The following is an 11,842-nucleotide window of genomic DNA, read 5'->3' on the forward strand; positions in this document are numbered from 1 at the left end:
GAAACAAAATGATAGTTCACGCTGCTGTGACCCGACTGCGTTCACAGCACCTCGGATAAAAAGCGCTGAAGACGCGCAGACTGCGGACGGTCAAAAATCTGCTCGGGTGTACCGGCTTCGACGATTTCCCCTTCATCCATAAACACCACCTGATCCGCCACTTTACGGGCAAAGCCCATCTCATGCGTGACGACAATCATGGTCATGCCCCGGCGGCACAGGTCCGCCATTAAATTCAACACACCTTTTACCAGTTCGGGATCCAGTGCGGAGGTGGCTTCGTCAAACAACATCACTTCGGGATCCATCGCCAGCGCGCGCGCAATCGCCACGCGCTGCTGCTGTCCGCCCGAGAGATAACGCGGACGATGATCGGCGCGCTGCTCGAGACCTACCTCTTTCAGTCGCTCGGCGGCCAGCTTATAGGCCACGGCTTTCGGCAGCTTCTTGATTTTCCAGGGGGCCATCGCCACGTTTTCCAGCGCGGTGTGGTCCGGGAAAAGATTGAAATGTTGAAACACCATGCCGATGCGCAGACGCAGAGCGTCAGGTTTGTCTTTCAGTACCGACCGCCCCGAGACGAGCACATCGCCGGACTGTGGCTCGTGCAGCCGGTTAATGCCGCGCAGCAGCGTGGATTTTCCAGAACCCGACGGCCCGATAATGCAGGTTGTGGTGCCGGGCGCGACGTTGAGTGAAACGTTACGCAGCACCTGAATGTCGCCGAATGCCAGGGTCAAATCACGGATTTCCACACTGGCGCCATGAAAGGCAGGCGTTTCAACGCGGGAAGCAGGCGTGTCTGTCATCGTCATGATTATTGTCCTCGCTCGATAGTGAAGGCGTTGCTGCCGCCGCCGCGTGGGTCCATTTTTTGCAGCTCGTCGACTTCCTTGAGGCTGCTGACCGGTCGCGTCATCTTGCGGCGTCCCGTGCGGAAACGGTCATCGACATAGTTGACCAGATGCGTCATCGGCACCGTAATAACGAGATAGAACAAACCGGCCAGCATCAGCGGCGACAGGTTGCCGGTCAGCACGGCGGCGTCTTGTCCCACGCGGAACAGCTCGCGTTCGTTGACCATCAAACCTAAAAGATAGACCAGCGAAGAGTCCTTGATGATGGCGATAAACTGATTGACCAGCGCAGGCAGCACACGACGAATGCCCTGCGGGATAATCACCAGTCGCATGGCGCGGCCATAACTCATGCCAAGGGCGCGGCACGCCTCGAGCTGACCTTTCTCCACACTTTGAATTCCGGCGCGAAATATTTCGCCCATGTAGGCGCTGGCAATCAGGCTCAGGGCAAAAATGCCAAGCGGATAGGGCGACGGACCAAACAGCTCATAGCTGTAGCGCGCCAACCCCTGACCTATCAGCAAGATAGTGAGAATTGACGGCAGGCCGCGAAACAGATCGGTGTAAATACGGGAAGGCACGCGCAGCCAGCGCGAGGGTGAAATGCCCATCAGCGCCAGAATCAGGCCAATGGAGGTGCCCAGCAGCGTCGCGGCTATCGAGATGATGAGCGTATTGACAAGCCCGACTTTCAGCAACTGCGGCAACACTTCGCCCATCGATTGAAAATCGAAAAAGGTGCGGGAAAGCATTTCAAAGAGACTCATACGGGGACTCGCTCTTTAACGGGGTGAGGTTGCCCCCACCGCGGGATGTAAGAAGAGAAACGTCGTAACGACTGCGGGTTAGCTGGCGTCCGGCAGGTACTGTTTTGGCATCGGCGAGCCAGGGAACCATTTCTCGTAGAGCTTTTTCCAGGTGCCGTCCTGCATGGATGCCTTGATAGCATTATCCAGCGCCGCCTTGAATTCGGGTTTGTTTTTGGCGATGGCAAAACCGGCAGGCGCGTCGAAGGAAGGAATATCGGCTGCGTGGATCAGATTAAAGCGCGTGGCGTAATCCTTTGCCGCTTCGTAATCCAGAAAGTCCGCGTCGACCGTGCCGTTGTTAAGTGCCGATATCGCGGCATTGTTGTCCGGGAAACGCACCAGATCGGTCTGCGTAAAGTGCTGAACCGCATAGTTTTCCTGCAAGGTGCCCTGAACCACCGCCATACGGTGTTTCGCCAGTGAGTTGACATCGGTAACGCCCGAATCCTTGCGGGTGAGAACGGTCAGATAACCGGCGAGATAGCCTTGCGAGAAATCCACGGTTTTCTGACGGGCGGGCGTGATACCAATGGCTGCGACACCGGCGTCATAGCGGCCATTGGCGACCGAAGGCAGAATGCCGGCAAAATCCTGACCGATAAACACGACTTTGTTGATGCCGATACGTTTGGCGACATCGGTAAAGAATTCGACGTCGAAGCCGGTAAAGTTGCCCGAGGCATCAGTGAAGGTATAAGGCTTGGCATCACCCAGACTGGCGACACGCAGTTCGCCGGGCTGGATAAGGCCGTAAGGGTTGTCCTGCTTACCCGCCGCCGACGCAGAGGGGACTGAAAGTGAAAAGAGTGACACTGAGGCTATCAGTGCAGCGGCCAGCTTAATCAGGGTCTTTTGCGATTTCATGGTGAGTCCGTTTTTGTTGTAGTTAACATCAACGACACGTGAGGCGGCTTTACTGTCGATTTTATGATAAGCCGTTCTCAATGCAGGTGCTGATAAGCGAGTGGAATCGTTTGTGAGACCGGTCTCAAATCAGTTATGATGATACTAGCAACGGCATTATCGAAACGTCAATCTCCCTTAACGCAACCTGTGATACGAATAACTTATGAGTCTTGGCAACATTCGCAGTAAAGCGCCGACCGTGGCCGATGTCGCGCGAGAGGCTCAAGTCTCGAAAGCGCAGGCGGCGCGGGCTTTGGGCGGCTATGGGTCGGTCAGTGAAGACGTCCTGGCGCGGGTGATGGCGGCTGCGCAAAAGCTGGCGTATCGTCCCAATGAACTGGCCCGCAGCATGAATACCGGGCGCTCGAATACCCTGGGCGTCATTGTGGGCGATATCGAAAACCCGCACTTTGGTCTGGCGCTGCGCGGAATTGCCGATGTCGCGCGGCAGGCGGGTTACCATGTGCTGCTCGGCAACAGCGATGAAACGGCTGCGGACGAGCAGGACGCGGTGAGAGTCATGCTTGAGAAGCAGGTCGATGGCATCATCATTGCGCCATGTTCGTCACTGCCCGCCGACAGCGCGCATCTGGCACAAATTCTTGCCGACGGCAGGGCGTTGAAGCTGTTTGACCGCGGCGTGCCGGGATTGGCGGTGGAAACCATCATGGTCGACTTCACGGCCTCCGCGCGACAGGCTACATTGGCCCTGCTTGATGCCGGGCATCGGCGCATCGCCTATTTAACCAGCATGACGCTCGACAAACCGTTTGTCTCTTCGTCCGAATTGGGCCTGACGCCGGTGGCGCAGCGCGTGGCGGGAATGGAACAGGCGTTCGCCGAACGGGAGGTGGCATTTGTTCCCGGCCTTATTAAAACCCGTGCCAGCAGCGACGCGGCCATCGCCGCAATTATCGACGACCTGTTCCACCACGCCGTGCCGCCCAGCGCGCTGATTGCCTCAGACAGCCTGATTGCGATGAGTGTGCTGCGCGAGTTGGGCAATCGGGGTCTCAAGGTGCCGCAGGATCTCTCGTTTGTGATGTTTGACAACTTTCCGTGGACGGAAATCGTTTCGCCCCCGCTGTCGGTAATAGCCCAGCCGGTGTACGAGATGGGCAGAGAGGCGGCAAGGCGGATAATCTGTGACTTGCGTGGTGAAGAGGCCGGTGTGATGCCGAATTTCGACGCGGCGTTCATTCCGCGTCGATCGATAGGCCAGATTTAATCCACTCACCCGATTGCGAGAGACTTCACTGCGGGACGGTATCTGTGCCGAACCACTTCATTGCCAGCGTTTTCAGCGTGCCGTCCTGCTTGGTCTGCAAGATGGCCTCGTCAAACATCTTTTTAAGCTCCGGATCGCTTTTACGAATCCCGACCGCCGATCCTGCGCCGAGCAGACCGCCGATAAACTGCGGGCCTGCCATCTGCATCTCTTCATTGCCTGCCTTGGCTTTGGCACCGGTCAGATAGGTCGCAGACGCGAAGACGAGGTCAACCCGCCCTGATTTCAAATCCAGATCGTGCTCTTCGGTGGTCTTGTACTGGCGAACGGTCACAATGCCTTTCATGTACTTTTCCAGGAACTGCTGACCAATTGACGAGCCTTGCACACCCACGACTTTGCCTTTCAGAAGCGGGGCGAGTTTCTTCACTTCGGCCTCTGCACCGGCTTCATCGGTTGTCAGCGAAAAGCGCTGGCCGAGATCCGGCAACTGCGCCAGCGGGCTACTTTTCAAGACGGCAAAAGTTTGCCCCGCATTGCTGTATGGCACCGAAAAATCGATGATTTTCTTGCGGGCATCGGTGGCAGACAGCCCGTCGATGATGGCGTCAAACTTTCCGGCATTGAGCGCTGGAATGATGCCCGCAAAAGGCTGCACCACAATTTCGCATTTAACGCTCATCTTCTGGCACAAAATCTTGTACAGATCGATTTCAAAACCGTCCAGCGTGCCGTCGGGTTTGGTGAAGTTAAAAGGGCGGAAAGCGCCTTCAGTGGCGATTTTGACCACGGTCCATTTTTTACCTTCCTCGGCATGACTGCTAACGCTGATGACCAGCGACGCCGTTAAGCACAAAGCACTAACCAAGCTTGCCAATTTCATGTTTTACAACCTCTTTCGTCATGCATGGATTCAAAGTTACAGCGGGATATCTGCCGGTTGGCAGGGAAATCGGCAACGCAGGACGCGTCAATGCACCTCGCCAAGGGGTTTCTTGCGTGGACGCGTCACCGGCGCACGCAGATGGGGCGTGATTCGGTACTCCAGCAGCATCACCAGACGGCTTATCACCAGATTGATGAGCAGATAAAGGGCACCCGTGACCAGAAAGACTTCAAGGGCGCGATAGGTGTCGGAAATAATCTGTGCGGCAATGCCCGTGATATCCATCAGCGTGATGATGGAACACAGCGACGTGGACTGCACCATAGAGATAAGTTCATTGCCGTAGGCGGGCAGAGCCTGACGAATGGCGATGGGGAAAATAATCCGTCGCACCATGAGCAGGCGAGACATGCCGCAGGCGCGGGCGGCTTCGAGCGCACCGTGCGGCACGGACTGCAAGCCACCGCGCAGGATTTCACTGCCGTAGGCCGCCGTACAGAGCGACAGGGACAGCAACGCGCAGCCGAAAGGTTCACGCAGCAGCGGCCAGAGAAAGCTCTGGCGAACACTCTCGAACTGGCCCATGCCGTAGTAAATCAGAAAGAGTTGCACCAGCAGCGGCGTGCCGCGAAAACAGAACACATAAAGTCGTGCAGGTGCGCTCAGCCAGCGGTAGGGCGAAAGACGCGCAAAGGCCAGCAGCAGCGCGAGACAAAACCCTGCGAGTACCGAATAGAAGGTCAGCTCCAGCGTTAGCGGTATGCCGGGCAGCAACTGAAACAGGGTATCGACAAGAAATTCCATGTCCATCAGCGTTTCACTCCGCGCGAATAGCGCATCTCGGCTTGTCGAAGCGACCAGCCCGAACAGGCCGAAATCAGCAGATACAGCAGGGCGGCGGCGCAGTAGAAATCGAAAGGCTTGCCGGTCGAGCCTGCGCCCGTCTGTGCCTTGTTCATTAATTCTGCAAGACCCGTGACCGATACCAGCGCTGCGGCTTTCAGCACCAACTGCCAGACGTTCCCCATGCCGGGCAAGGCGTGGCGCAGCAAAAGAGGAATGACAATGCGGCGAACGCGCACCGGCGTGCTCATGCCAAAGGCCCGCGCTGCCTCGAGTTCACCCGGCGCGATGGCGTAAAAGGCCCCGCGAAACACTTCCGTCTGCTGCGCGCCCGCCGCAATGCCTACGGCCAGCATGCCCGCCAGAAATCCCGGAAAACTGATGAACTGACCTTCGCCAAACAGCTTGCCGAGATGGGTCAGCAACTGACTGCCGCCGAAATACAGGAGATAGATAATCAACAGGTCGGGAATGCCGCGTACTACAGTGGTATAGCCGTCGGCAAACCAGCGCAGCGGGCGATTGCCGCAAATCTTTGCCCACGAGAATACGCCGCCTATCACAGCGGCCAGCAAAAAGCCGGACAGTGACAGAGCGACGGTCATCAGCGCGCCGGATAACAGCATCGGCCCCCAACCGCCCGGCCCGAAGCTCAATGTATTCAAAAATCCCAAATTCCCCATCTCGCGCTCCTTGTGTTATCCGGCAACGTGTTATCCGCCCGTTCAGGACTCAGTGGCTGTCCGGAAACGGCGGCTGTACTTCGTCGGGAATAGGATTCACAAACGGCGTGCCGTCAAGACGACGTGCGTGCTCGGCCTTGGCGTCGTCAATCAGCGCAGGCTGTGTCAACAGACTTATCGCCGTGCTCGCCATCAGCTTGGCGGCATGTGCAAGCCCCTTGTGCGCCAGGGCGGATTTCCCCTGTGCGACCAGTTGCCACGAGTGAGCCGGTGTGCCGATAGTGTAGGTGGCGCTACGACACTGAACGGTCGGCACGACCCAACTTACAGAGCCGACATCGGTCGAGCCAATCAGCGAACTCTCGGGGCGATCCAGCGGCAGCACGTAGTCGCACAGCAGTTCATCGGATTTTGCAGGAATACTCATGCGCTGATAGGCACTGCGCACTTCCTCTCCATCCATCGATTCACGAAAACGCGCGGCGTAGGCGCTATCCGCCTCATCAAAGCCCGGACCGCCGAGTTGCAGCAGGTGCGAGTGCATCAGTTCTTCAAGCGGGCGGTTACCTATCAGGTTGGCATCACCGCTCAGCACAGTGCTTTTCATGCGGGTGCCGGTCATCAGCGCCGCGCCTTTGGCGACGTCATCGACGCGTGCCAGCAGCGCGGTGAGTTCCGGCAGCGTGCGTGTGCGGACCAGATAACGCACCGTCGCCCGGGCCTGCACCACGTTGGGTGAAAAACCGCCGCTGTCGGTGATGGCGTAGTGAATGCGGGCGCTGTTGGGCATATGTTCGCGTAGATAGTTGATGCCGACGTTCATCAGCTCCACGGCGTCCAGCGCGCTGCGGCCCAGATGAGGAGACGCGGCGGCATGCGCGGCGCGGCCGGTGAAGTGGTAGTTGAGTTCGTTGCAGGCGAGGGAATTGGCGTCCATGACGCAGTTGAACGCGCCGGGATGCCAGCAGATAGCGACATCCACGTCGTCGAACAGGCCGGCGCGCACCATAAAGCCCTTGGCCGACCCGCCTTCTTCCGCCGGACAACCGTAATAGCGCACCCGACCGGCAAGACCCCGAGCCTCGAGAAAATCCTTGACTGCGGTAGCTGCCAGCAGCGCCGAGGAACCCAGCATGTTGTGTCCGCAGCCATGACCGTTGCCGCCTTCTTCCAGCGGCAGAGGTTCTGCGACATCGGCCTGTTGACTGAGGCCCGGCAGCGCATCGTATTCCCCCATGATGGCAATAACTGGCCCGCCGGAACCCGCTTCACCGATCATCGCCGTCGGTAGACCGGCCACGCCTTCGGTCACGCGAAAACCTTGCTGCGTTAACAGCTCGCGGTGCGCGGCGGCAGATTTGAATTCGGTGTAATTCACTTCGGGAGTGGCCCAGATACGGTCGCTAAGATCCCAGAATATCGCTTTCTTCTCATCGATAAGCGCCCAAATTTCTTGAAGCAGGGCGCTGTCTGCGGCTGAGGGCGAAGCATCGGTTGGCTGCATGGCAAAAATCCTTATTGGCTGTGAAAGAGACAGATCGGTACCTGTCCATGACTACGCAATAAGTCACCAAGCAATAAAGAGGCCAACATTTTGAAACATTTAGACAATAAGCGGGAGTCGCAGGGCGCGCAGAATGTGGCGAACACGTGCCCGGTCAATATAGGCAGGGCGAACTAAAATGATCCGTTTTGAAATCGGCCTGAGAGGTGTTGGTGCAGCACCCCGCAATGGGCAGGGTGCCAGTGTGTTAACCAAAGAGTTTCAGCAGAACCGGGAAACAGGAATGGGGCCAGCAGCGAGGTGATAATGCCGCAAATGACCAGCGCCAGCGAGCTGTAGGCACCTTCCTGATAGTCGAGTTCGGCACAGCGCGCCGTCCCGAGTGCGTGAGAGGCATTACCGATTGCCAGTCCCCGCGACGCCCTGGTGGTTATTTTCAGGAGATTCAACAGGGTGTGACCAAATACCGCACCAAGAATGCCGACGAAGATAACGCATACGGCGCTGATGGCCGGAATGCCGTGTATGGACTGTGAAGCCGCCATGGCAATCGGCGTAGTCACGGATTTCGGCAGGACAGACGCGGCAATCTGCGGCGTAGCGCCCATCCACAGCGCAATCGCGGTACCCGTTGTCATCGCCACCACGCTGCCGATAAAGCAGATGCCAATGATGGATTTCCAGCGGGCGCGAATCTGGTGCAGTTGCTCGTAGAGCGGGAAAGCCAGCGCGACGACCGCGGGTTGCAGCAAGTCGTTGAGGATTTTGCTGCCCGCAAAATAGCGCGCATACGGAATCTGCATCACCAGCAAGAGAGGAATGATAATCACCATCGACATCAAAAGCGGGTTCAGCAGCGGCATACGAAATTTCATCGCCAGCCGACGGGTGATGTAGAACACCACCAGCGTCAACGGCAGCGACCACCAGATTTCACTCATGGCTTATCCTCCGGTTTGACCACGGTGGCGCGTTCGGCGTGCATATAGTGTGACGAGTAGGCGACCACCAGCAGCACGATAAAGGTGCTGACAAAACAGGAGACGACCAGCGGCCCGAACTGACTGCGCAGTTGATCGTAATAGTTCATGACGCCCACGCCGATAGGCACAAACAACAGCGCCATATAGCGAATCAGCACGCTACAGCCCGGTTTGACCCATTTATAGGGCAGGATTTGCGTCGAGAGCAGCACAAACAGAATCAGCATGCCGATAATACTGCCCGGAATGGTGAGCGGAAGCAGGGCTGAAACAGCATTCCCTGCGTAAAGGCAGGCATAAATCAGAATAAATGCCCGAATATATTGGATAGGTAGAGAGAGTGCGGATTTCATAACCTTGCCCCAGTCGAAATATGCATTCATCATACAATTAAACTTATCGGCTTGCCAGTGTGATCGCCATCACATCTGCAATTTTCCTGGCAGATGTTGAACGTGATACCACAAGGTGATGACAGAAAGGGCCTAACGTCATGATGAAGGACATAAATAGAAAAGCCCGCCTGTCATGACGACGGGCGGGCTGCACAAGGCGGTTGACGACTACTTCTTGTACTTGGCTTCCAGTGTGGCGAACCACGGCGCGGTAAAGTCTTCCGACTTGCCCCAGCCCGGAATAATTTTACCCAGCGCATTGACGTTGACGGCACCCGGCTGGCTCAGCAGCAGGGATTGCGGAATTACCTGGGCCGGAACTCGTAGGTAGACGGCGTTTTTTCACCGGCAATCTTCAGCGCGACCAGACGCAGATTCACGGCACCGATAAGCTGGGTATCCACCGCCGCGGTGAATTTCCACGGGCTGTCTTTCTCGCGCATCAGCTGCAAATCCTGATTCGAGGCATCGATGCTGTAAAGTTTGATTTCGGTACGGCCATTCTCTTTAAGCGCCTTGTATGCGCCCTGACTGAAAGCATCCCATGCGCCCCAAATCGCATCTATCTTGCCCTTTGGATATTTGGCTAGCAGAGCACCGACCTGATTGGCGGTGTCGCCCTGCACGTCGGATGAGACCGCACCGATGGATTCCAGCTGATGAATGCCCGGATTATCTTTAAGAATCTGCTGGTAGGTGACGTTGCGGCGTTCCATCGGCGGGAAACCGGCCACCCATAGGCGAACGATATTGGCCTTGCCGTTGAAGTCCTTGACCAGTTCGCCCATCGAAGCCTGAGTCAGGGATTTATCATCTTGTCGCGTCACGGTCACGCCCGGCGTGCCTTCGGTGACTTCGGTATCGAATACGGAGACGGCAATGCCTGCCGCCGTAATGTGCTTGACCAGATTATTGGAGTAGGGGCCGCGACCCTGAGAAAGAATAATGCCGTCGTATTTCTGACTAATGGCTTGATTGACGAAATCCTGAAACTTGGCGTCGTCGCCGTTGCTCAAAAAGGTATCGACCTTGAAGCCTAATGCGCGACCCTGCTTGATGGCACCGGCCAGAAACTGCGTGGTGTTGTCGTCGGAACCCAGATTGCGGATCACGGCAATACGCACGGGACCGCTGTGCTGCGCGATGGCGGCAGGCACGGCGGCGACCGTTGCCTGTTCTGCGGCAAAGGCAGGAACGGCGGCATACAGGCTTAGTGCAAGCAGTGACGCGGACATTTTTTTCATTATTACTCCGTCAGGCGTTGGCAGGAAAAATCAATAAGGCGCACAAGAGGCGAGCAGTATTCAACTATTTAGACATCCATAAGGCTAGGTGTCTAATTTCACAAGCATAGTAGCGGCTTATGAAATGCAGGGGAATAACCTCGAGTTAGTATTTTTCGCGCCTTGGTTATGCTTTTAAGCTATATGCATTTTGTTACCCCTGAGGCGGTGAGATTTTAGGGAGGCCGAATTTTCAGAGGGTTAGCCGCGTTCTAATTTACAGTCTCTATACAATATGGCGTGATTAGTCGGCTAGAATAAGATTTTGTCGCTCTAAAAGGATTATCCGATGGCTCGTTCCCCTCATTTATCCGCCCGTGTCTGGCCCTGGCTGCTGGTGGCTGGCGTGCTGGCAACGCCGGGTGCTGCGCTCGCCCAGGCTGCGGGCAAGCCCGTACCGAAATTGGCCCTCGACGTGCAAACCGAACTCACCGGCTTGAATCATCCCTGGTCGCTGGCCTTCCTTCCTGATAATCAGGGCGCACTTATTACCGAGCGCAGCGGAAACTTGCGCCTGTGGCAGCCCGGAAAACCGCTCTCCGAACCGCTCACCGGCGTACCGGCGGTGTGGGTAGAAAGTCAGGCGGGGCTTTGGGATGTTCGTCTGGCTCCCGATTTTGCCAGCAGCCGCCGTGTGTATTTAAGTTATGCCAGAAAGGATGACAAGGGCGAGCCGCATGCGGAGCTGGGTTATGGCACTCTGTCGCAAGACGGGCTGCATCTGGAAAACTTCAAGACGATTTTTGTTGAAACTCCGGCGCTTGAAAGCGGCATCAACCTCGGCGGCCGTCTGGTGTTCGACGCACAGGGTAATATTCTGATGTCGCTGGGTGACAACAATCAGCGCAGTCAGGCGCAGGAGATGAGCTCTCTGCGCGGCAAGGTGATTCGCCTGACGCCGGAAGGCGGTATTCCACAGGATAATCCGTTCGTCAAAACCACCGGCGCACGCCCTGAAATCTGGACCTTCGGCAATCGTAATCCGCAGGCGCTGGCGATTAATCCGAAGACAGGTGAACTGTGGGAAACCGAGCATGGTCCGCGCGGCGGTGATGAAGTCAATATTCTCAAGGCGGGCAGCAACTACGGCTGGCCGGTGGCGACGTTCGGCATCAACTATTCCGGCCTGCCCATTCCCGAAGCCAAAGGCTCGCACATCGACGGCATGGAAGACCCGATTTATTACTGGCGCGTTTCGCCGGGCGTGAGCGGGATGGCGTTCTATACCTCCGATAAATTCCCGCAGTGGAAAGACCTGCTGTTTGTCGGCGCACTTAAAGAGACCACGCTGATTCAGTTGAGAGTCAATGACAAGCGAGTGTTGAATGAAAAGCGCGGCCTGACCGATTTGGGTCAGCGTATTCGTGAGGTGCAGGTCGGGCCGGATGGATACGTCTATGTCCTGACCGACGAAACTGACGGTAAATTGCTGAAGCTGTCGCCTAAGTAAACTTGACGCGAT

10 protein-coding genes and 2 pseudogenes are annotated in these 11,842 nt (G+C 56.7%); 2 read left to right on the top strand and 10 right to left on the bottom strand.

Annotated elements, in window-relative coordinates; genetic code table 11:
• Positions 1-41: 41 nt before the first annotated feature.
• The 3 genes from O1V66_RS06005 to O1V66_RS06015 form a co-directional block, all read right to left on the bottom strand.
• Positions 42-815, bottom strand: coding sequence for an amino acid ABC transporter ATP-binding protein (locus O1V66_RS06005; RefSeq protein WP_045048039.1), 774 nt, complete (start codon positions 813-815; stop codon positions 42-44).
• A 2-nt stretch (positions 816-817) separates the two neighbouring features.
• On the bottom strand, positions 818-1,627 hold the full coding sequence (locus O1V66_RS06010; protein WP_045048038.1) for an amino acid ABC transporter permease: 810 nt from the start codon (positions 1,625-1,627) through the stop codon (positions 818-820).
• 78 nt (positions 1,628-1,705) lie between these two features.
• On the bottom strand, positions 1,706-2,533 hold the full coding sequence (locus O1V66_RS06015) for an ABC transporter substrate-binding protein (protein WP_045048224.1): 828 nt from the start codon (positions 2,531-2,533) through the stop codon (positions 1,706-1,708).
• Between the two features lie 205 nt (positions 2,534-2,738).
• Between O1V66_RS06015 and O1V66_RS06020 the strand changes: the two genes are divergently transcribed.
• Positions 2,739-3,803: a LacI family DNA-binding transcriptional regulator gene (locus O1V66_RS06020; protein WP_045048037.1), complete on the top strand. Its 1,065-nt coding sequence runs from the start codon at positions 2,739-2,741 to the stop codon at positions 3,801-3,803.
• 25 nt (positions 3,804-3,828) lie between these two features.
• Here the strand turns inward: O1V66_RS06020 and O1V66_RS06025 are convergent, their stop codons facing one another.
• The 7 genes and pseudogenes from O1V66_RS06025 to O1V66_RS06055 form a co-directional block, all read right to left on the bottom strand.
• A complete protein-coding gene (locus O1V66_RS06025) occupies positions 3,829-4,686 on the bottom strand; it encodes a transporter substrate-binding domain-containing protein (protein ID WP_045048036.1) in 858 nt (285 codons plus the stop codon).
• An 87-nt stretch (positions 4,687-4,773) separates the two neighbouring features.
• Positions 4,774-5,499, bottom strand: coding sequence for an ABC transporter permease (locus O1V66_RS06030; protein ID WP_045048035.1), 726 nt, complete (start codon positions 5,497-5,499; stop codon positions 4,774-4,776).
• On the bottom strand, positions 5,499-6,215 hold the full coding sequence (locus tag O1V66_RS06035) for an ABC transporter permease (protein WP_045048034.1): 717 nt from the start codon (positions 6,213-6,215) through the stop codon (positions 5,499-5,501). The genes O1V66_RS06030 and O1V66_RS06035 overlap by 1 nt, the downstream gene beginning before the upstream one ends.
• A gap of 49 nt (positions 6,216-6,264) precedes the next feature.
• Positions 6,265-7,719 carry a M20 family metallopeptidase gene (locus tag O1V66_RS06040; protein ID WP_045048033.1) on the bottom strand — a complete coding sequence of 485 codons (1,455 nt, stop codon included), beginning with the start codon at positions 7,717-7,719 and terminating at the stop codon, positions 6,265-6,267.
• A 247-nt stretch (positions 7,720-7,966) separates the two neighbouring features.
• Positions 7,967-8,660: pseudogene (locus O1V66_RS06045) on the bottom strand (CidB/LrgB family autolysis modulator).
• Entirely contained in the window at positions 8,657-9,055 is a 399-nt protein-coding gene (locus tag O1V66_RS06050) for a CidA/LrgA family protein (protein WP_045048223.1), read from the bottom strand. The pseudogene O1V66_RS06045 and the gene O1V66_RS06050 overlap by 4 nt, the downstream one beginning before the upstream one ends.
• A 210-nt stretch (positions 9,056-9,265) precedes the next feature.
• Positions 9,266-10,341, bottom strand: a pseudogene (locus O1V66_RS06055) (sugar ABC transporter substrate-binding protein).
• A gap of 328 nt (positions 10,342-10,669) precedes the next feature.
• Between O1V66_RS06055 and O1V66_RS06060 the strand changes: the two are divergent.
• Positions 10,670-11,830, top strand: coding sequence for a PQQ-dependent sugar dehydrogenase (locus O1V66_RS06060; RefSeq protein ID WP_082051013.1), 1,161 nt, complete (start codon positions 10,670-10,672; stop codon positions 11,828-11,830).
• The last annotated feature ends 12 nt before the right edge of the window (positions 11,831-11,842 follow it).

It is taken from the genome of Rouxiella chamberiensis (assembly GCF_026967475.1).
Classification (GTDB): Bacteria; Pseudomonadota; Gammaproteobacteria; order Enterobacterales; family Enterobacteriaceae; genus Rouxiella; species Rouxiella chamberiensis.